We start from the raw sequence: 20,591 nt of genomic DNA on the forward strand, positions 1-20,591 counted from the left end.
GTTTAGTTCATCCACGAAGGGTCTGAAGGATTTTCACGCCATTTAAATAGTTTGTCCATAGCTTCTTCTTCAATGTATCCCGCTTCGTTTGCCGCTTCTACTAGCGTAGAGTAGTCTGTTAGCGAATAAACTTGAAGTTCTTTTTCTTTAAACAGCTGACGCGCTTTTTCCAGCTCATATGTAAAGATAGACACAACTCCCAGCACTTCACACCCCTGCGCTTTTAATGCATCGACTGCGGTAAACACACTTCCGCCAGTTGAAATCAAATCTTCAATCACAACAACTTTTTGACCTTTTGTTACTTTTCCTTCGATTTGATTTCCTTGGCCATGTTCTTTTGCTTTGCTTCGCACATAGCACATTGGAAGCTCTAGCGCTTCACTTACCCATGCTGCATGAGGGATACCAGCTGTAGCGGTACCAGCAATCACTTCTGCATTGGCAAAATACGTTTTAATTAAATGCTGCAGACCTTTTGCAATTTCTTTTCGCACTTTCGGGTAGCTAAGCGTTAGACGGTTGTCACAATAAATAGGCGACTTAATTCCAGAGGCCCACGTAAACGGCTCGTTCGGTTGAAGGCTTACTGCCTCAATATCAATTAATTGTTTTGCAATTTCTTTTCGTAGTTTTGTCATCGCGTAATACGCTCCCCTTTCCACTGCTGTAACATCTCATAATATGCTTTAAGCGGGTCTTTTGCTTTAGTAATAGAACGCCCAACGACAATGGCACTTGAGCCATATTCTCTCGCTAGCTGAGGTGTTGCCACACGGACTTGGTCATCTACTGAATCTGTGCCCATACGAATACCCGGCGTTACGGTCAAAAAGTCTTCTCCTGCTGCTTTTCGAATCGAAGGCACTTCATGAGTAGAACATACAACGCCGTCAAGTCCACTTTTTTTAGCAAGTGCTGCATAATGCGTAACCACTTCTTGCATCGAATGTGTAATGAGCTGCTGCTCTTTTAGCATTTCATCAGATGTACTCGTTAGCTGAGTAACCGCAATACAATCCGGGCGCTTTTTGCCGGCAGCGGTTCCTAAGTCAAGTCCTTCAACGGCTGCTTGCATCATGTTCATTCCGCCCGCTGCGTGAACGTTAACCAAATCCACTTCAAGAGAAGCTAAAGACTTCATCCCTTGCTTTACCGTATTGGGAATATCATGAAGCTTTAAGTCTAAAAAGATTTGGTGGTTTTGCTCTTTTAATACAGAAATAATGGATAACCCTTCTTTATAAAACAGTTCCATGCCTACTTTCACAAATAATGACTCTTGTTGAAAAGGCATTAAAAACTGCTGTACATCGTTAATTGATGAAAAATCAAGAGCAATGATTAACGGTTGCTTCACGCTTTTTCCAGCTCCTTCCGATACATTCTGAAACATGCTCGTATCCTAATGATGTTAATAGCCTTGGCAGTTCGTCAATGATGGTTGGGCATACATACGGGTCAACAAAGTTTGCTGTACCAACCGCCACTGCACTTGCACCTGCATATAGGAACTCAAGTGCATCTTCAGCAGTCGTCACTCCGCCCATACCGATAATTGGAATGTTCACTTTTTGGCTCACTTCATATACCATTCGAATCGCTACCGGTTTAATTGATGGGCCTGACAGTCCGCCTGTGCCGTTCGCTAAAACCGGCTGAGCTGTTTTCAAATCCAGACGCATCCCGAGAAGCGTATTGATCATCGTTAAGCCATCCGCACCAGCTTCTTCAACAGCCATCGCCATGTCTACAATATTGGATACGTTTGGTGATAGTTTAACATAAACTGGAACATTTGAAACATCTTTTACTGCTTTCGTTAAACGAGCAGCAATGACAGGATCTACGCCAAACGCAATTCCGCCTTCTTTTACGTTAGGACATGAAATATTCAATTCAAGTGCTTTTACATTTGATACGGTTGAAATTTCTTTTGCCACGTGCACATATTCTTCAATTGAAGCACCGGCTACGTTCGCGATAATCGGCACATCATATTGCTGAAGCCAAACGAGCTCTTCATTCATTACTTTTTCTAACCCAGGATTTTGTAATCCGATTGCATTTAACATTCCTGCAGATGTTTCCGCTACGCGAGGAGTTGGATTGCCAAAACGAGTTTCAGCAGTAGTCGCTTTAATCATAATGGCTCCAAGTGCATCAAGTGAATAAAATTGAGCATACTCACGTCCAAATCCAAAACAGCCAGATGCTGGCATAATTGGATTTTTCAAATCTAATCCTGGCAATGTCGTTTTTAGCATGCTCATAGAAGCACCTCCCCTGCTTGAAAGACGGGACCGTCGCTGCAGATTTTTTTATACGCCGTAGAATCTTCACTTTCTCTGCATACACATGCAAAACAAGCGCCGATTCCACAACCCATTCTTTCTTCTAAAGAAATGTAAAGCGGCTTGTTTGTATAATTATTTTCTAGTGCTTTCAACATCGGAGTTGGACCGCATGAAAACATAACATCATATGAAAACTGCTGCTCGTCAATCACCGTTGTGACAAAACCTTTTGTTCCGTAAGAGCCGTCTACCGTTGCAATATATGTTTCTCCTAAAGCTAAAAACTCTCGCTCGTAAAATACGTCTGCTTTTGATTGAAAGCCTAAGACGTGAATAACCTGCACGCCTTTTTCACGAAGTCTTTTTGAAAGCTCATAGAGCGGAGGCACTCCAATGCCTCCCCCTACTAATAAAGCGGTTTGACCTGCCTCTATGGTATCTAATGGAAAACCGTGGCCCAGCGGACCTAACACGTCAATCGACTGTCCGGCTTGTTTTTCGGCAAGCAGCGATGTTCCCGCCCCTTCCGCACGGTAAATCATCGTAAATTGTTCGTGCGTTTGGTCAATTTCTGCAATACTGATTGGTCTGCGAAGCAGTGGCAAATAGTCGTTGTTGACGCGGATATGCACAAACTGCCCCGGCTCATTCATGAAACGAACAAGCTCGCCTTGAAGGGTTAATTCATATACATTGTGTGTTAACGGTCGCTGACTGACGACTTGCATCATTTCATGTTTGATCATACGGTTGTCACCTCTTTAGTTGGACGAACTTTTTTCATTGGTGTTGTATGGAAGCTGATCGTTTCAAGCACTCGTAAAATCGCTTCTGCTGTATCAAGTGATGTTAAGCAAGGTACACCATTTTCAACTGCTTCACGGCGAATTTTAAATCCGTCACGCGCAGGCTGTTTTCCTTTTGTTAGCGTGTTGATGACAAGCTGCGCCTCACCTTTTCGTATCACATCTAAAAGATTGTGATCTTCATGATGAATTTTATTTACTACTTTTACGCGAATGTCTTCTTTTGTAAACGTTGAAGCTGTTCCTTCCGTTGCAATCACCTGGTAGCCAATGTTAGCAAAACGCTTCGCTAGCGCTGTTGCCTCTTCTTTATCTTTATCCGCTACTGTCATAAGTACTGAACCGTACGGCTTAATGGACATACCTGACGCAATTAGTCCTTTATATAATGCTTTTTCGTACGTTGAATCTTGCCCCATTACTTCTCCAGTAGATTTCATTTCAGGTCCAAGCGTAATATCTACGCGACGCAGCTTTGCAAATGAGAAGACCGGCACTTTTACGTAGACACCTTCTTCTTCAGGGTGCATGCCTGATTCATAACCAAGCTCTCGCAAACTTGTTCCTAAAATAACTTTTGTTGCCACATTCGCCATCGGAATACGCGTAATTTTACTTAAGAACGGCACCGTACGGCTTGAACGAGGATTTACTTCAAGAACAAACACTTCTCCTTTTGATAAGACGAACTGAATGTTGAGCAGTCCAATAATGTTTAAGCCTTTTGCAATACGTGTTGTGTAATCAATGATTGTATCTTTTACATCCTGTGACAGAGTTTGCGGTGGATATACAGCAATGGAGTCACCTGAGTGTACACCCGCGCGCTCTACATGTTCCATAATCCCTGGAATAACCACTGTTTCACCGTCTGAAATGGCATCGACTTCAATTTCTTTTCCAGTTAAATAGCGGTCGATTAACACAGGGTGATCAGCGTGTACTTTTACCGCGTGTTTCATATAGTGAAGCAGTTCTTCTTCTTTATACACAATTTCCATTGCGCGTCCGCCTAGTACATATGAAGGTCGTACAAGCACCGGATAACCAATTTCTTTTGCCACAACCACTGCTTCTTCTACGGATGTAACCGTCTTTCCAAGAGGCTGAGGTACTTCTAAACGCGCTAGCGTCGCTTCGAATTTTTTACGGTCTTCCGCTGCATCTAAGCTTTCAAGCGACGTTCCTAAAATCTTGACCCCTCTTGCTTCTAGCTCGTCTGCTAAGTTGATTGCTGTTTGACCACCGAACTGTACGACCACACCTTCTGGTTTTTCTAAATCGATGATATGCATCACATCTTCAATCGTCAGCGGCTCGAAGTATAATTTATCTGAAATACTGAAGTCAGTTGATACTGTTTCTGGATTGTTATTGACAATAATCGCCTCGTATCCAGCTTCTTTAATCGCCCACACGGAGTGAACTGTTGCATAGTCAAACTCAATTCCTTGCCCGATGCGGATTGGACCTGACCCTAACACTACAACGCTTTTACGATCTGTAACAATCGATTCGTTTTCATCTTCAAATGTACCGTAGAAATATGGTGTTGTAGATTCAAATTCAGCTGCACATGTATCTACTGTTTTGTACACTGGCATCACGCCATTTTGTTTGCGGAAGTCATATACTTCACGCTCTGTTTGATTCCATAGCTTAGCAATCGTACAGTCTGCAAATCCCATTTCTTTTGCTTCCTGTAAAACTTCTACGTTATGAATCTCTTCTTTTAACACATTTTCAAAAGCAATCACTTTTTCAAGTTTTACTAAGAAGAAGAGATCGATTTTGCTCCACTCGTGAATTTGCTGAATCGTTATGCCGCGGCGAATCGCTTCTGCGATGTAGAATAATCGCTCATCACCAGCTTTGCGAATACGTTTTTCAATAATTGCATCATCAAATTCATGCGCATCTTTCAGCTCTAAGTGATGAACGTTTGACTCTAGTGAGCGTACGGCTTTTAAAATTGACTCTTCGAACGTGCGGCCAATTGCCATTACTTCACCTGTTGCTTTCATCTGTGTACCGAGTTTACGGTTAGCTGATTCAAATTTATCAAACGGCCAGCGTGGAATTTTAGATACGATGTAATCTAGTGCCGGTTCGAAACATGCGTATGTCTTCCCAGTTACCGGGTTCATCATTTCATCTAATGTTAAGCCTACCGCAATTTTTGCTGCTAATTTTGCAATTGGATACCCTGTTGCTTTTGATGCTAAAGCCGATGAGCGGCTTACACGAGGGTTTACTTCAATTACGTAATACTGGAAGCTTTCTGGGTCTAGTGCTAGCTGAACGTTACATCCGCCTTCGATTTTAAGCGCTCGGATAATTGTTAGTGAAGCATTTCTAAGCAGCTGATACTCACGGTCGCTTAGCGTTTGGCTTGGTGCTACAACAATTGAATCTCCCGTATGAATACCGACCGGATCAAAGTTTTCCATATTACATACTACGATCGCATTATCGTTTGCATCGCGCATTACTTCATATTCAATTTCTTTAAAGCCTGCAATGCTTTTCTCAAGTAAGCACTGTGTTACAGGACTGTGTTTTAATCCACTTGTTACAATTTCAATCAACTCTTGCTCGTTGTTACAAATTCCGCCTCCCGTACCGCCAAGCGTATAAGCAGGACGCACGATTACCGGATAGTTTACTTGTTCAACAAACGCATAAGCTTCGTCTAACGAATGAATGATTTCACTTGCTGGGACAGGCTGATTTAGTTCATTCATTAGTGAACGGAACTGCTCACGGTCTTCAGCTTGTTCAATCGCCGATAATTTTGTCCCGAGAATTTCTACATTAAATTCTTCTAAAATACCCGTTTCGTGTAATTCTACCGCTAAGTTCAGTCCCGTTTGACCGCCAAGCGTTGGAAGCAGTGCATCAGGGCGTTCTTTACGAATAATTGAGCTTACAAATTCAACCGTTAGAGGTTCAATATATACTTTATCTGCCATTTCTGAGTCTGTCATGATTGTTGCAGGATTGGAGTTCACAAGAATAACTTTGTATCCTTCTTCTTTTAGCGCAATACACGCTTGCGCTCCTGCATAGTCAAACTCTGCCGCCTGTCCGATGACGATTGGTCCTGATCCGATTACGAGAATTGTGTTAATATCTTGACGTTTTGGCATTAGCAATTACCTACTTTCTGATTGTTTTTCATAAGATCCATAAATTCGTTGAACAATCCGTTTGCATCTTCAGGTCCCGGTGATGCTTCAGGGTGATATTGAACCGTAAATGCCGGATATTCTTTATGCTTTACTCCTTCAACTGTTCCATCGTTAAGCGCAACGTGCGTCACTTCTAATGGCGTGTTGACAAGAGATGGCTCACATACTGTATAGCCGTGGTTTTGAGATGTAAGAGCTACTTTATTGGTTTTTAGATCCTTTACAGGATGGTTGGATCCACGATGACCAAATTTCATTTTTTCTGTATCTGCTCCGCATGCTAGCGCAAACAGCTGATGTCCTAAACAAATTCCGAAAAGAGGAACCTTTCCTAAAACCCCTTGAATCATCTCGATTGCTTCAGGTACGTCTTTTGGGTCTCCAGGTCCGTTGCTCAACATGATGCCATCTGGATTTAATTGAAGAATTTCTTGCGCAGTTACGTTATAAGGAACCACAATCACGTCGCATTGACGAGCTGTTAATTCGCGTAAAATTCCGTGTTTCATTCCAAAGTCAACGAGTACCACTTTTTTACCTCTGCCTGGGCTTGGGTAAGGCTTCACTGTTGATACTTTTTTAACTGAGTCAGTCGGAAGTTCATGATTTTGAAGCTGTGATACCACTTCTTCTACATTGACTTCCATGTTGCACACGCGTCCGCGAAGCGCACCGTGCTGACGAATTTTTCTCGTTAATTTTCTTGTGTCGATTCCAGCTAATCCTGGAATATCTTTTTGTTTTAAAAATTCATCTACTGATAGTTCGCTTCTGAAGTTTGAAGGAGCATCACAAATTTCTTTTACAATCAAACCGTGTACAGCTGGTTCAATCGACTCAAAGTCATCGCGGTTAATACCGTAGTTTCCGATTAAAGGATATGTTAATGTCACAATTTGTGCACAGTATGATGGATCAGATAGAATTTCTTGATATCCTGTCATTCCCGTGTTGAAAACAACTTCTCCTGTCATTTCTTTGTCGCTGCCGAATCCTTTTCCGATAAATACTGTTCCATCTTCTAAAATTAGTTGACGTTGCATGCTTTAACATCCTCCCATACTCGTTTACCTTCTACTAATGTCATTACCGGCCAACCTTTGCATACCCAGTTAGCAAACGGCGTATTTTTACCTTTTGATACAAATTCTTCTGGATTAATTGCTTTTTCTGTTTCAAGATCAATGATAGTTAAATCTGCTGGTTTCCCTACTTCGATGGTGCCATAAGGAAGGTTGAACGTGCCAGCAGGCTTGTTTGTTAAATATGATACTAGCTGCTCTAGCGTCATTACTTCTTTTAATACCAAGTTTGTATAAAGAAGCGGGAAAGCTGTTTCAAGTCCCACAATCCCAAACGGCGCAAGCTCCATGCCTGCTGCTTTTTCGTCCGCTGTGTGCGGTGCATGATCAGTGGCGATAAAATCAAGCGTTCCGTCTAATAAAGCTTCAATTAATGCCTGTTGATCATCTTTTCCTCGAAGCGGCGGATTCATTTTAAAGTTTGAATCAAGCCCAGGGATGTCTTCCTCATTTAGCAGTAAATGATGAGGCGTTACTTCTGCGGTTACGCGAATTCCTGCTTTTTTTGCATCCCGAATGGCGCGAATGGATTCTTTTGTACTTACGTGACACACATGGTAGTGACAGTTTGCTGCTTCAGCAAGCAGTACATCTCGTGCAATTTGAACGGCTTCACAGATAGAAGGGATACCGTTTAGTCCATGTTCTTTTGCAAATTTTCCGTCGTGGACGCAGCCTTTGTTGATTAAATCATTATCTTCACAGTGTGCAACGATTGCTTTATTTAATGAAGCGGCTTTTTTCATCGCTTCCAGCATCATTCCTGTTGACTGAACGCCTACTCCATCATCTGTAAAAGCAAATGCGCCCGCTTCTTTTAAGCCTTCAAAGTCCGTTAGTTCTTTTCCTAATTGGCGAGTGGTAATCGATGCGTATGGTAATACGCGAACATGTGCTGTTTCTTCAATACGCTTGTTTACCCACTCCATTTGTTCAACAGTATCCGGAACTGGACGCGTGTTTGGCATTGCAGCAATTGCTGTAAAACCGCCCTTTGCCGCTGCTAGAGTACCCGTTTCAATCGTTTCTTTCTTTTCTCCCCCTGGCTCGCGCAAGTGAACGTGGACATCGATTAAACCCGGTGATAAGAAGTTCCCGCCTGCATCAATGACTTCTTCATTCTCTACGTCGATGTGTGAAGCTATTTCAGCAATTACACCATTTTCAATTTTCAGTTCGACTTTTTCAATTTCCCCTTCATTTAACCATGTAGCATTTTTGATAATTGTTGTCATTATTAAGTCCCCTTTCAATTGGTTGTAGCGCTCTTGCTAATACTGCCATGCGAATGTACACGCCATTTTGCATTTGTTTAAAAATTCTTGATCGTTCACATTCAACGAGCTCATCTGCAATTTCGACTCCTCTGTTTACAGGAGCTGGATGAAGGATAATGCTATGTGATTTCATTTTCCGCTCTCGTTCAACGGTTAATCCGAAGCGGCTGTGGTAGTTCTGTGCAAGCTCTGAAGTGTTCTCTTCATGCCTTTCAAATTGAATACGCAGCAGCATCACAACATCGACCGTTTCGATTGCTTCATCGATATCAAGATATGTACCGTGTCTGTTCTCTTCATCTTTCCATTCTTCAGGTCCCGCAAAATATACGGTCGCCCCTAGTTTTGTCAGCATTTCAGCATTCGATCTCGCTACGCGGCTATGTCGCAAATCTCCGACTATTGCGACTTTTAATCCTTTAAACGAGCCGAACTCTTGGCGAATCGTCAGTAGATCAAGCAGACACTGAGTTGGATGCTGACCGCATCCGTCTCCTGCATTAATGATGGGAATCGATACTTTTTCCTGCAGTGCTTCATAATAACGATCTTGCGGGTGGCGAATAACAACTGACTGAACGCCGATTGAAGCTAATGTTTCAATCGTGTCATAAAGCGTTTCTCCTTTTTGGACGCTTGAAGTTGTTACTTCAAACGGAATTGTTGTTAATCCTAGCTGCTGTTCTGCCATTTCAAAGCTGCATCGAGTACGCGTGCTCGCTTCAAAAAATAAGTTGGCAACAAACATTTTCTCTTCCGGTTTCCATCCTTGTTTATTCGTTCGATAGTTTTCAGCGCTGTCTAAAATCTCTAGAATTTCATTTGTTTCTAGTGTTGAGACTGTCACTAAATGTTTCATATCGATTCCCTCCATTTTTGCTTTCCTCGCATTTCTTTATAAAAAACACCCTTTCTAACTTAGAAAGGGTGTAAGAAAACAAGCTTCGTCTATAACGCGCTTTTCACACACCCTTAGAAACCTCTCTGGATTTCAATTAAAAGGCGTTCTATGAAATTTTTCGTACTGACGTTTGTTGAACGTTTTCTGCTTCTTTTATCTTCTCTTTCGGCAGAACTAGATTCAGCAGAACTCCCATGATAGCAGACAGTGCCATGCTATCAATCTTTACATGTTCTGAGATATCTAAGTGTGCTCCTCCGATTCCTAACACTAAGATAATCGAAGCAATCATTAAGTTTCGTTTTGATCCAAGGTCTACCTTTGCATCCACCATCATGCGCAAGCCTGATGAAGCAATGATCCCGAATAAGAGAATTGAAATCCCGCCCATGACCGGCGTTGGTATACTTGAAATAAGAGCGTTGATTTTGCCGACAAACCCGAACAAAATCGCGAAGACTGCTGCTCCTGCTATCACAAATACGCTAAGCACCTTTGTGATGGCTAACACTCCGATGTTCTCACCGTATGTTGTATTTGGCGGTCCGCCGATCAGCGCAGCAAGCATAGTTGCTACTCCGTCTCCTAAAATCGATCTGTGCAGCCCTGGCTTTTCAATATAGTTTCGATCCACAATCTTATTTAAGACGAGAATGTGTCCGATATGTTCTGAGAGTGTTACGACTGCTACAGGTACCATGATAAGCACAATCCCTAATGAAATGGACGGCGTGTATGTGACGAACGGCACGTAGAAGTGAGGTACTTCAATCCACTCTGCTTTCACTACCTTTGAAAAGTCTACCAATCCTTGTGTATAAGCGAAGATGTATCCGCCGATAATTCCCATCAGTACCGGAATCAGACTGATAATATTTTTAAAGAAGATTGAGCAAGCAACTGTTATCGCTAGTGTCACAAGTGCAACCATCAGGTAAGTTAAGCTGTAATTTCCTTTTGCATCGTTCATAGCCATGCCTACTGCTGTATTAGCTAGTCCTAAGCCTATAACCATAATAACTGGTCCTACTACAACCGGAGGAAGCAGCTTCATAATCCAATTAATTCCTGTTCCTTTTATAATCAAAGCAACAATTCCATAAACAAGTCCGGCTAAGAAACAGCCAACCATCGTTTCTTCAGGTCCAAACGAAGCTTTTGCGAAAATGATTGGCGTGATGAACGCGAACGATGAACCAAGATAAGAAGGAATTTGACCTCTTGTAATGAGCAGGAAAGCAAGCGTTCCTACCCCGCTTGAAATCAAAGCAATTGCCGGGCTGAACCCGACTAGGAACGGCACTAACACCGTCGACCCAAACATTGCAAACAAATGCTGTAGACTCAATGTTAACCAATTTACTGCTTTTGGTTTATCATGTATATCAAGTACAAAATCTCGTTGTTGACTCATATGTTTTTCCTCCTATCACTATTAAAAAACCTCTTTACGCAGAGGCAAAGAGGTTTTCAGCATACAAGGAAGACGCTATACCGCAGTATAGTTTTCCTTGTATAGTGACCCCCCTTTTGCAGCCTCACGGGACTACCATTTAAAAGGGTATATAATTTATTTTTCGTAAATAGACACGTGGTCTTTTTCGTCTACTTCCATTAAATGCACCGCAATTTTTTCACTTTTAGCTGTCGGTACGTTTTTGCCAACATAGTCTGCTCGAATCGGCAGCTCGCGGTGCCCTCTATCCACTAAAACAGCCAGCTGAATGAGTTCAGGTCGGCCGATATCAATCAGTGCATCAAGTGCTGCTCGAACCGTACGGCCCGTATATAACACATCGTCTACTAAGATGACGTTCTTATTTGCAATATCTGTCGGAATATCTGATCCTTTTACGAGAGGCTCATCATTGCTTGTCACTTTCGATAAATCATCTCGGTAAAGCGTGATGTCTAGTTCTCCGACTGGCAATGTATTTCCTTCAATTTGTGCAATTCGTTCTGCTAAACGTTTTGCGATATAAATACCTCGCGTTTTAATCCCCACTAGCACACAATTTTCGATTCCTTTATTCTTTTCAATAATCTCATGTGCAATTCGAGTTAAAGCGCGGCGAATAGCCTGTTCGTCAAGTACGGTAGCTTTTACGTTCACTGTTTTTCACCTCAAGTTGTTGACATAAAAAAATCCTCTTGCCTTGAGGCAAGAGGATTTGGTTTTAGACATATTTCTTCAAAAAGGCTATAAGTATGCCTTTTCTGCACCGTTTCCTTCTCAGCCTCTCTGGACTGTTCTTAAAGGTTCTTATTAAGTTAATACAAGTATGCCATCACTTATGGCAGTTGTCAACTTCTTTTTTCAATAAGCTCTAGCATCTCATTAAACTCTTTTGGAGCCGGTGCTTCAAATTCCATATATTCATTTGTACGAGGGTGAATAAAGCCTAATACGCCTGCATGAAGCGCTTGTCCGTCAATCGGAAGCGTTTTTTTCGGTCCGTACTTCGGATCCCCGGCAAGCGGAAAGCCAATATACTTCATATGAACGCGAATTTGGTGTGTTCGCCCCGTTTCTAGCTTACATTCGACCAGTGAAAAATCTTTAAAACGCTGCAATACAGTAAAGTGCGTCACTGCATCACGACTGTTTTCATCAGTCACCGTCATGCTTTGACGATCTTGCTTATCTCGGCCGATTGGCGCATCAATTGTACCGTGATCGTGCGCAATTACTCCGTGAACGATAGCTTTATAACGACGCGTCACTGTTTTAGCTACAAGCTGACTAACTAGTGATTCATGGGCTAAATCATTTTTTGCAACCATAAGTAAACCGGATGTATCTTTATCAATTCGATGAACGATACCAGGGCGCATAACGCCGTTAATACCGGATAAATCTTTACAGTGAGCCATTAGGCCGTTTACAAGCGTGCCGCTATGATGACCAGGAGCTGGATGTACAACCATGCCGCGAGGTTTATTTACAACAAGCACATCTTGATCTTCATAATAAATATCTAAATCCATTTCTTCCGCTACCACATCAAGCTCTTCTAGTTCCGGCACTTCAATAATAATAGCGTCTCCTGTTTTACATTTATAGTTTCCTTTGACGGTTTTATCGTTCACTTTTGCGTGACCTTCTTTAATCCACTGCTGCACTTGTGAACGTGACCATTCTGCATTTACAGTCGAAAGTACTTTATCAATACGTTCTCCTGCTTGTTCTTCATTTATAACTGTTTCAATTACATTCATTCTTTGTGCTCCTTCTTCATTTTCCCTTCAAACAGCGTCATAATAAACATGATGATTACTCCGACGACAAGTGCCGAATCAGCTACGTTAAAAATCGGAAAATCATACGTAAAGATGTATGTATTTACGAAATCAACTACTTCTTTACGGACCACTCGATCAATAAAGTTTCCAATGGCGCCGCCTAACATTAATGCTAGCGCAATACCGAACCATTTATCTTGTTTTTTGAGCTTTTGAATATAAATTATTAAACCGACTACCACAACCACCGTAATGAGATAAAAGAACCACATCTGTCCTTGTAAAATCCCCCACGCGGCTCCTCTGTTACGATGAGAGGTAATGTAAAGAAAGTTTTCAATTACGGTGATGCTTTGTCCATAATACATTTCTTTTACAATCATCCATTTTGTTACCTGATCAATAAGTATAACAGCTAAAGCGATAAGATAATAAAACACAAACGTTTTCCTCCCGCAATAAAATCAAACGAATCCATACTAAAGCATTTTAGCACATAATTCATTTTTTTTCTCGCTTCTCACCATAAAACAAATAAATCTTCGTTTGTGCGGGCCGTCGGCATTACTTTTAATTTATGAATAGACATCACTTCGCCAGTTAGTTCATCAATTCCGAACGCACCAACGTCAAGCTTTGCTAACGCGTGTTCTACATCTTTTAAATCTGCTTTAATCATTTCTATTACATAACGTTCCTTTTCATCTATATAACCAGATTGTTCTGTAGCATATCTCACTAGGCGATCTTGTAATTCTTCTTTAATAAGAGCTAATTCCTGTCCAATGGAAAGATAATTTTCATACATGCAAACGCCTCCTGTGCTGATAAGATGAAGTATTAATGATGTTAGGTTTACCGAGTTTTCCATCGAATCTACAACACAAGTTTTTCCTAAGGCTTTAAATGCTTTATACCATTGTATTTGGGAATTTCGTACAGCAAAAAACACGCCCAAAAAGGACGTGTTTTTGTTAATTACTGCTGAACGTAGTGATTTTTTACAACATCCGCACAGCGTGTACATAAAGTCGGGTGATCTTGATCTTCGCCAACTGTTGGTGATACAACCCAGCAGCGCTCACACTTCTCACCTTCTGCTTTACTTACAACAATTGAAGCATAGCTGAATTTTTGTGCTTCAGCAGGTGCTTCACCTTCTGCTACCTCAAGATCTGAAACGATGAAGAGTTGACCTACATTTTCAGAAATAGATGCTAACAGTTCTTTCGTATCTGCTGTTGGATACAGCGTTAATTTTGCTTCTAAAGACTTACCGATTACTTTTTCATTACGAGCTTGTTCTAGCGCTTTTAATACTTCATCACGAAGCTCCATGAATGCATCCCATTTTTCTACTAATTGATCTGCTCCTTCGATTTCTTGAACCTCTGGCATATCAACTAGCTGCACGCTTTCTTCCGTTACATTTGGAATGTGAACCCATACTTCGTCTGCTGTATGAGAAAGAATTGGAGACACTAATTTCGTTAACGATAATAACGTTTCATAAAGGACCGTTTGAATGCTGCGACGCTCTACATTATTTTCTGCTTCGATGTACAATACATCTTTTGCAAAGTCTAAGTAGAATGAACTCATATCAATTGTACAGAAATTATGCACTGCGTGATAAATGCTTGAGAATTCATATGAATCATAAGATTTTTTCACTTTATCAATTAATTTGTTCAGCTTCACAAGCATGTAGCGGTCTACTTCACGAAGGTCTTCAACGGCTACAGCATCAGTTGTTGGATTAAAGTCCGCTAAGTTTCCTAGTAAGAAACGGAACGTGTTGCGGATTTTACGATATACTTCTGCTACTTGTTTTAAAATGTTATCAGATACACGAACATCAGCTTGGTAATCTACAGAAGCTACCCATAAACGTAAAATATCTGCACCTAGTTGTTTCATTACTTTTTCTGGAATTACAACGTTTCCTAATGACTTACTCATTTTGCGACCTTCACCGTCTAAAGCAAACCCGTGGCTAAGTACCCCTTTATAAGGTGCTTCACCCGTTACAGCTACACTTGTAGAAAGACTTGAATTAAACCAGCCGCGGTATTGGTCAGAACCTTCTAAATACAAATCAGCCGGACGCTGTAAGTCTTCACGCTCTTCAAGAACAGCTTGATGTGAAGAGCCAGAGTCAAACCATACGTCCATGATGTCTGTTTCTTTTGTGAAGCGGCCATTTGGGCTTCCTTCATGAGTAAAGCCTTCTGGAAGCAAGTCTTTTGCTTCACGCTCAAACCATACGTTTGATCCATGCTCTCTAAATAGATTTGATACGTGTTCGATTGTTTCATCCGTAATGATTGGCTCATCATTTTCAGCATAAAATACCGGAATCGGAACGCCCCATGCACGTTGACGAGAAATACACCAGTCTCCGCGGTCACGCACCATGTTATAAAGTCGCGTTTCACCCCAAGTAGGCACCCATTTTGTTTTTTCTACTGCTTTTAATAAATCTTCACGGAAATCTTTAATAGACGCAAACCACTGTGCCGTTGCACGGAAAATTGTTGGTTTCTTTGTACGCCAGTCATGTGGGTATGAGTGGGTAATGAAACTTAATTTTAACAGCGCGCCTTCTTCTTCTAGTTTGTCTGTAATCGGCTTATTCGCTTTATCATAGAATAATCCTTCAAATCCTGGCGCCTCATTCGTCATATGACCCTTACTGTCGACTGGACAAAGAACTTCCAAACCGTATTTTTGACCAACGATAAAGTCGTCTTCCCCGTGTCCCGGTGCTGTATGAACACACCCAGTACCAGCATCGGTTGTTACGTGATCACCAAGAACAACTAAAGAATCGCGCTTGTAGATTGGATGCTCAGCTACTACACGCTCAAGTTCTGAACCTTTTACCGTACGAAGCGTCTTATAGTCAGCCCATTCAATTTCTTTAGCAACTGTTTCAATCAGTTCAGTTGCCACTACATATTTCGCTCCATCTGCTTCAACTACGCTGTACTGAAGCTCAGGATTGACAGCAATCCCTTGGTTAGCTGGCATTGTCCATGGTGTTGTCGTCCAAATGATGAATTTTTCATCTTGTTCAAGCACACCTTTACCATCTTTTACGTTAAACGCTACGTAAATAGAAGCTGAACGCTTGTCATAGTATTCGATTTCCGCCTCTGCTAAAGCAGACTCACTTGAAGGGGACCAGTACACAGGTTTTAACCCTTTGTAGATGTAGCCTTTTTTCGCCATGTCACCAAACACTTTGATTTGCTGCGCTTCGTACTGTGGCTGAAGCGTTACATATGGATTATCCCAATCTCCGCGTACGCCTAAACGCTTGAACTGCTCACGCTGGCCGTTTACTTGTTCCCAAGCATACTGTTCACAAAGCTTACGGAACTCAGCTACCGTCATTTCTTTGCGGTTTACTTTTTTATTTTTTGTTAAAGCTGTTTCAATTGGCAAACCGTGTGTATCCCAGCCTGGTACATAAGGTGCGCAGAAGCCTGACATCGACTTATAGCGAACGATAAAATCTTTTAAAATTTTATTTAATGCATGTCCCATGTGAATATCGCCATTCGCATATGGAGGTCCATCATGCAGGACAAATAGCGGACGGCCTTCCGTACGTTTTTGTACTTTTTCATAAATATTCATTTCAGCCCACTGTTCTTGCATTTTAGGCTCGCGGTTCGGTAAATTTCCACGCATCGGAAATTCAGTTTTTGGCATCAATAATGTATCTTTATATTCCATGTTTTACCCTCCAAAAAAAACGTAAATTTCATATCTTTTTGTACCATAACAAAAAGACCTCCTCATCCCAAAAAGGGACGAGAAGGCCTCCCGCGGTACCACCCTAGTAGATTTGCTGCACGCAAATCCTCTTTGCATTCGTAACGTGAATAAACCGCCACTGCTTACTATCATCAGTTCAGCAATGGTACTCTAGGGTGATTTTCACTTTTTTGTTTGTTATCGAGCTCACACCATCCTCGATTCGCTTTGACAAACTAAAAAAGCTACTGTCCCTGTCTCCGTACTGTTAGATATGAAATTTCATCTGTTACCAAATTATATGACAACAAAACGTGAGAAGTCAAGATGATGTCTTGACTAGTCAATTTTTTCTTCTAGCGCTGGCATCTCATAATCCATCAACTGATCCCAGTCGTCGCTGTTTAACATTTCAAGCTGTGCTTCGATTAACATTTTGAAACGAGTTCTAAATACTTTAGACTGCTTTTTCGTCTCCTCAATGTCCATCGCAATTTTACGAGACTTAGACAGTGCTTCATTAATAATACGGTCCGCATTTTTTTCTGCTTCTTTTATAATGAGCTTCGCTTCTTTTTCAGCGTTTCGCTTCACATCTTCCGCTGCTTCTTGAGCAATTAAAATTGATTTATTTAACGTTTCTTCGATGTTAGTAAAATGTCCAAGACGATCTGTTAATTCAGATACTCTTCCTTCTAACTCCTTTTTATCACGCATTACCAGCTCATAGTCTTTAATTACTTGGTCAAGAAACTCATTTACTTCATCTTCATCATATCCGCGAAATCCGCGATTAAACTCTTTGTTATGAATATCCAAAGGGGTTAAAGGCATCTAGGCCACCTCCGTGTTGTCTCATTACGTCATTAGTAATGGTTTATTCGACATAATTTTAAAATTTCCTGCTAGTAGATTTCTTTATTTCTGCTTTCCTACAACAATTCGCCATTTTTCTTTTTTTGTTTTACCTTCAAGTGAAACGATACGACTTCTGCCGTGACCACGAAGTGACAAAATATCACCTTCATGACATTCAAAAGAAGGCTGTTCAATGACTTTAAAATTTACTTTTACCGCTCCATTTGCAATAAACGGCTGGACTTTTTGTCTTGATAAATTGTGAATGGTCGACAGCAAAACATCAAGCCTCATTGAAGAAACTGTATAAACGTGTTCAATCAGCTCTTCTTTTACCACATGCAGCTGCTCCCTTTGAATAGAAGAAAGTGAAACTTTGGCTTTTCCAATTGATGTTAAATTCATCTCAATATAAGAAGAAATTTCCTCTGCAGCTACAAGCTGAATATCGTCTCCCGCGACCAAAATATCGCCAAATTTTGAACGGCGCAGTCCTAAGGACATCGCCGAACCAAGAACTTGAGGATGTTCAATCGTCACAAACTTTTTAGGATAATTGAGCTCATACATATGCAACTGAAAATCTTCGCTTTCAGGTACATAGTAATCCGGGTATAGCAGCGCACGCTTGCGTTCAGCAAACGGTTGTCCACCATCAAATGAAACTTGAACCTCTCCTTCAGTCCCGACAATAGCCGTCACAATCTGCTGCTCTCTTGGATCTAAAAAGTCCGTTAATTTTGGGCTGTATTGATGTAGGACATCTTCTTTCCACTGAAGAACCTGGTCAATAAATCCATGTTCTTCTTGCCTAAAATGTTCATAAATAGACATATTATTACTCCTACTATTGGTATGTAAAAAAGGAATCCAGCGATTCCTTTTTAAATAAATCCAACCATACTGTGAAGTGAACGTACACCTGCTTGCGCAAATCGTAGTAAAAAGATTGCAACAAGAGGTGAAATATCAATCATGCCAATAGGCGGAATGATTTTACGAAAAGGCTCTAAGTAAGGCTCACAAATACTGCCAAGCAGCTGACCAAACTTAGATGCCCTTACATCGGGTACCCAAGACATCAAAATGTAAATAATCAGTGCCCATGAGTAAAGACCAATCAATTGCCCAAGAATCCCAAAAACGATGTCCAAAAACTACCACCTCTTTACGTTTGTTGTATCGTGTTCTCCCATCATATCTGAAATGCTTCCGCTTACGTCTACATTATCAGGTGTACATAAAAAGATGTCGGTTCCAATTTTTTGAATGTCCCCGCCTAAAGCATAAACTGTACCACTTAAAAAGTCGACAATTCTCACTGCTTGATCTCGTTGAATGCGCTGTAAATTCACAACTACGACTTTACGATTTTTTAAATGATCCGTAATTTCTTGTGCTTCGGCATAGACGCGAGGTTCGCAAAGCATCATTTTTGATGATTTTTGAACGCTTTGCAAGCTAATCACGTTTTGCTGCTGATTCGGCTGCTGACTAGCTTTCGCTGGTCTCGACTGCTGTACAGGCTCTTCTACCGACTCTTCTTCTTCGTAATGTTCTTCTACATATTCAGTATCGTCATCAAGAGCAAAAAAACTTCTAAAGCGATTTTTCATACTCATCTTGAATTACACCTCCTTAACGTTCATTCCCAACTAACGTGGTTCCTAGTCGAATGAATGTTGCTCCTTCTTCAATTGCAATTGCATAATCGTTTGACATTCCCATTGATAGCTCTGTACACGGTGCATATGGCAAGTCTAGTTCTTGTATGCGATTCTGCAATTTCTTTAGACCTTTAAAACAGCTGCGAAGCGTAGACTCATCATCTGTGTGAGGGGCCATTGTCATCAATCCGACCACTTGGATATTTGCAAATGCTTCAAGAGATTGAATAAATGGAATTACATCTTCTACAGCAAGGCCATGCTTTGATTGTTCTTCGGCAACATTAACTTGTACAAAACATTTTATACGATGTTCTGCACGTTTATCAATTTCTTTTGCTAAAGATAATCGGTCTAGTGAATGAATATAGTCAACTTTATCAATCACATTTTTTACTTTTCTTGTTTGTAAGCTTCCGATAAAATGCCAGGTCGCTTTCTCACCGATTGATTCATACTTTTCTAGAAGACCTTCATCCCTGTTTTCTCCGAGATGTAAAATGCCTGCATCCACTGCTTCTGCTGCTCGTTTTGTGGAAACGTATTTTGTTACAGCAATCAGCTCTACATCTTCTCGATTTCGATTAACTTTTTTACACGCTTCAGCAATTGTTTGTTGAACTGCTTCTAGATTTTCACTTACGCTAGCTGTCACTATGTAATTACTCCTCCTTAAAGCCTATGAAGTTAAACATGCGTCCTGTTTTCCCTTGGTCGCGGCGATGTGAGAAGAACAGGGCATCTTCACAGCTTGTACAATACGACGATGTTAAAATTCGTTCCGGCAATACGCCTGCGTTTTGAATCAGCAGCTTATTGACTTTTTTTAAATTAAGCGCGTATTGTCCAGGGGTTACTTCTTGATATCCATTTTGGCCAACTACTTCGTTTACTTGTGTAATGACGCGGTTATCGACAACATAACAGCAATCTTCAATCGAAGGGCCAATCGCCACGTAAATATCTTCAACCGGAACATTTTCTTGCTCTACCCAACGTCGAATCATATTTCCTGCAATATCTTTCACTGTTCCCTTCCACCCAGCATGAGCAAGACCAACTAAATGGTGATCAGGCGCATAGAAGTACAGCGGAACACAATCTGCATAACATAAAGCTAACAAAATATCAGATTCATTTGTATAAATGCCATCCGTTGCTTTTATGCCCTCTTCATACTTGTAGATTCCTTTTGCACAGTCGGCTTTTGTTACTTTTTGAACAGTTGCTTCATGTACTTGTTCAGCACATACAAAGCTTTCAAAAGACATGTCTAGTTCGGCTGCTAAAATTTTTCTATTTGTAATAACATCTTCTACGTTATCGTTTACGTGAAGCCCTAGGTTAAAAGAAGCAAATGGAGGTTTACTCACACCACCATTTTTTGTGGTGAAACCAGCAACAAGCATATCATTCTTTTCTACCCAAGGGCTCAGCCACATAAACGACTCGTGATGACTTTTTTTTAATGGCTCAGGATTCATGTATGTGACACATCCCTTGT

20 protein-coding genes and 1 other annotated feature are annotated in these 20,591 nt (G+C 41.1%); all 20 genes read right to left on the reverse strand.

Features of this window, described 5'->3' with window-relative positions; translation table 11 throughout:
• Window positions 1-2: 2 nt before the first annotated feature.
• On the reverse strand, window positions 3-641 hold the full coding sequence (gene pyrE, locus ACFX4N_RS15735; RefSeq protein ID WP_013058931.1) for an orotate phosphoribosyltransferase: 639 nt from the start codon (window positions 639-641) through the stop codon (window positions 3-5).
• Window positions 638-1,360: an orotidine-5'-phosphate decarboxylase gene (gene pyrF / locus ACFX4N_RS15740; RefSeq protein WP_377261765.1), complete on the reverse strand. Its 723-nt coding sequence runs from the start codon at window positions 1,358-1,360 to the stop codon at window positions 638-640. Before pyrF ends, pyrE begins: the two co-directional genes overlap by 4 nt.
• Window positions 1,332-2,273, reverse strand: a complete 942-nt coding sequence (locus ACFX4N_RS15745; RefSeq protein WP_013058933.1) for a dihydroorotate dehydrogenase — start codon at window positions 2,271-2,273, stop codon at window positions 1,332-1,334. The genes pyrF and ACFX4N_RS15745 overlap by 29 nt, the downstream gene beginning before the upstream one ends.
• Window positions 2,270-3,043 carry a dihydroorotate dehydrogenase electron transfer subunit gene (locus ACFX4N_RS15750; protein WP_013058934.1) on the reverse strand — a complete coding sequence of 258 codons (774 nt, stop codon included), beginning with the start codon at window positions 3,041-3,043 and terminating at the stop codon, window positions 2,270-2,272. The genes ACFX4N_RS15745 and ACFX4N_RS15750 overlap by 4 nt, the downstream gene beginning before the upstream one ends.
• Window positions 3,040-6,252, reverse strand: a complete 3,213-nt coding sequence (carB, locus tag ACFX4N_RS15755; RefSeq protein WP_057273969.1) for a carbamoyl-phosphate synthase large subunit — start codon at window positions 6,250-6,252, stop codon at window positions 3,040-3,042. The genes ACFX4N_RS15750 and carB overlap by 4 nt, the downstream gene beginning before the upstream one ends.
• The gene (locus tag ACFX4N_RS15760; RefSeq protein WP_013058936.1) at window positions 6,252-7,337 is read right to left on the reverse strand and encodes a carbamoyl phosphate synthase small subunit; all 1,086 of its coding nucleotides are present in this window, start codon (window positions 7,335-7,337) and stop codon (window positions 6,252-6,254) included. Before ACFX4N_RS15760 ends, carB begins: the two co-directional genes overlap by 1 nt.
• On the reverse strand, window positions 7,322-8,611 hold the full coding sequence (locus ACFX4N_RS15765; protein WP_057273970.1) for a dihydroorotase: 1,290 nt from the start codon (window positions 8,609-8,611) through the stop codon (window positions 7,322-7,324). The genes ACFX4N_RS15760 and ACFX4N_RS15765 overlap by 16 nt, the downstream gene beginning before the upstream one ends.
• Window positions 8,574-9,512, reverse strand: a complete 939-nt coding sequence (locus ACFX4N_RS15770) for an aspartate carbamoyltransferase catalytic subunit (protein WP_013058938.1) — start codon at window positions 9,510-9,512, stop codon at window positions 8,574-8,576. The genes ACFX4N_RS15765 and ACFX4N_RS15770 overlap by 38 nt, the downstream gene beginning before the upstream one ends.
• 148 nt (window positions 9,513-9,660) lie before the next feature.
• Window positions 9,661-10,968: a uracil-xanthine permease family protein gene (locus ACFX4N_RS15775; protein WP_013058939.1), complete on the reverse strand. Its 1,308-nt coding sequence runs from the start codon at window positions 10,966-10,968 to the stop codon at window positions 9,661-9,663.
• Window positions 10,969-11,124: 156 nt separating this feature from the next.
• Window positions 11,125-11,667, reverse strand: coding sequence for a bifunctional pyr operon transcriptional regulator/uracil phosphoribosyltransferase PyrR (pyrR, locus tag ACFX4N_RS15780; RefSeq protein WP_013058940.1), 543 nt, complete (start codon window positions 11,665-11,667; stop codon window positions 11,125-11,127).
• A gap of 191 nt (window positions 11,668-11,858) precedes the next feature.
• Entirely contained in the window at window positions 11,859-12,773 is a 915-nt protein-coding gene (locus ACFX4N_RS15785; RefSeq protein WP_013058941.1) for an RluA family pseudouridine synthase, read from the reverse strand.
• On the reverse strand, window positions 12,770-13,237 hold the full coding sequence (gene lspA / locus ACFX4N_RS15790) for a signal peptidase II (protein ID WP_013084844.1): 468 nt from the start codon (window positions 13,235-13,237) through the stop codon (window positions 12,770-12,772). The genes ACFX4N_RS15785 and lspA overlap by 4 nt, the downstream gene beginning before the upstream one ends.
• 80 nt (window positions 13,238-13,317) lie before the next feature.
• A complete protein-coding gene (locus ACFX4N_RS15795) occupies window positions 13,318-13,605 on the reverse strand; it encodes a conjugal transfer protein TraR (RefSeq protein WP_013058943.1) in 288 nt (95 codons plus the stop codon).
• A 170-nt stretch (window positions 13,606-13,775) separates the two neighbouring features.
• Window positions 13,776-16,541: an isoleucine--tRNA ligase gene (gene ileS / locus ACFX4N_RS15800; RefSeq protein WP_013058944.1), complete on the reverse strand. Its 2,766-nt coding sequence runs from the start codon at window positions 16,539-16,541 to the stop codon at window positions 13,776-13,778.
• A gap of 70 nt (window positions 16,542-16,611) precedes the next feature.
• Window positions 16,612-16,832: a binding site (T-box leader), on the reverse strand.
• A gap of 69 nt (window positions 16,833-16,901) precedes the next feature.
• Entirely contained in the window at window positions 16,902-17,396 is a 495-nt protein-coding gene (locus tag ACFX4N_RS15805) for a DivIVA domain-containing protein (RefSeq protein WP_013058945.1), read from the reverse strand.
• 84 nt (window positions 17,397-17,480) lie between these two features.
• On the reverse strand, window positions 17,481-18,254 hold the full coding sequence (locus ACFX4N_RS15810) for a YlmH family RNA-binding protein (protein ID WP_013058946.1): 774 nt from the start codon (window positions 18,252-18,254) through the stop codon (window positions 17,481-17,483).
• Window positions 18,255-18,304: 50 nt separating this feature from the next.
• On the reverse strand, window positions 18,305-18,574 hold the full coding sequence (locus ACFX4N_RS15815; protein ID WP_014458382.1) for a YggT family protein: 270 nt from the start codon (window positions 18,572-18,574) through the stop codon (window positions 18,305-18,307).
• A 3-nt stretch (window positions 18,575-18,577) separates the two neighbouring features.
• Window positions 18,578-19,042: a cell division protein SepF gene (locus ACFX4N_RS15820; protein ID WP_013058948.1), complete on the reverse strand. Its 465-nt coding sequence runs from the start codon at window positions 19,040-19,042 to the stop codon at window positions 18,578-18,580.
• Between the two features lie 16 nt (window positions 19,043-19,058).
• Entirely contained in the window at window positions 19,059-19,742 is a 684-nt protein-coding gene (locus tag ACFX4N_RS15825; protein ID WP_057273972.1) for a YggS family pyridoxal phosphate-dependent enzyme, read from the reverse strand.
• Window positions 19,743-19,749: 7 nt separating this feature from the next.
• Window positions 19,750-20,571 carry a peptidoglycan editing factor PgeF gene (gene pgeF, locus ACFX4N_RS15830; protein WP_057273973.1) on the reverse strand — a complete coding sequence of 274 codons (822 nt, stop codon included), beginning with the start codon at window positions 20,569-20,571 and terminating at the stop codon, window positions 19,750-19,752.
• Between the last annotated feature and the right edge of the window lie 20 nt (window positions 20,572-20,591).

Origin of the sequence: Priestia sp. YIM B13551, assembly GCF_042787905.1 — a bacterium.
Lineage (GTDB): Bacteria > Bacillota > Bacilli > Bacillales > Bacillaceae_H > Priestia.

Excerpts from the sequence above, each read along its gene's own strand:
- pyrE (WP_013058931.1), bottom strand. The coding sequence starts at position 641 with ATGACAAAACTACGAAAAGAAATTGCAAAACAATTAATTGATATTGAG.
- ACFX4N_RS15745 (WP_013058933.1), bottom strand. The coding sequence starts at position 2,273 with ATGAGCATGCTAAAAACGACATTGCCAGGATTAGATTTGAAAAATCCA.
- ACFX4N_RS15750 (WP_013058934.1), bottom strand. The coding sequence starts at position 3,043 with ATGATCAAACATGAAATGATGCAAGTCGTCAGTCAGCGACCGTTAACA.
- carB (WP_057273969.1), bottom strand. The coding sequence starts at position 6,252 with ATGCCAAAACGTCAAGATATTAACACAATTCTCGTAATCGGATCAGGA.
- ACFX4N_RS15760 (WP_013058936.1), bottom strand. The coding sequence starts at position 7,337 with ATGCAACGTCAACTAATTTTAGAAGATGGAACAGTATTTATCGGAAAA.
- ACFX4N_RS15765 (WP_057273970.1), bottom strand. The coding sequence starts at position 8,611 with ATGACAACAATTATCAAAAATGCTACATGGTTAAATGAAGGGGAAATT.
- ACFX4N_RS15770 (WP_013058938.1), bottom strand. The coding sequence starts at position 9,512 with ATGAAACATTTAGTGACAGTCTCAACACTAGAAACAAATGAAATTCTA.
- ACFX4N_RS15775 (WP_013058939.1), bottom strand. The coding sequence starts at position 10,968 with ATGAGTCAACAACGAGATTTTGTACTTGATATACATGATAAACCAAAA.
- ACFX4N_RS15785 (WP_013058941.1), bottom strand. The coding sequence starts at position 12,773 with ATGAATGTAATTGAAACAGTTATAAATGAAGAACAAGCAGGAGAACGT.
- ACFX4N_RS15795 (WP_013058943.1), bottom strand. The coding sequence starts at position 13,605 with ATGTATGAAAATTATCTTTCCATTGGACAGGAATTAGCTCTTATTAAA.
- ileS (WP_013058944.1), bottom strand. The coding sequence starts at position 16,541 with ATGGAATATAAAGATACATTATTGATGCCAAAAACTGAATTTCCGATG.
- ACFX4N_RS15805 (WP_013058945.1), bottom strand. The coding sequence starts at position 17,396 with ATGCCTTTAACCCCTTTGGATATTCATAACAAAGAGTTTAATCGCGGA.
- ACFX4N_RS15810 (WP_013058946.1), bottom strand. The coding sequence starts at position 18,254 with ATGTCTATTTATGAACATTTTAGGCAAGAAGAACATGGATTTATTGAC.
- ACFX4N_RS15820 (WP_013058948.1), bottom strand. The coding sequence starts at position 19,042 with ATGAGTATGAAAAATCGCTTTAGAAGTTTTTTTGCTCTTGATGACGAT.
- pgeF (WP_057273973.1), bottom strand. The coding sequence starts at position 20,571 with ATGAATCCTGAGCCATTAAAAAAAAGTCATCACGAGTCGTTTATGTGG.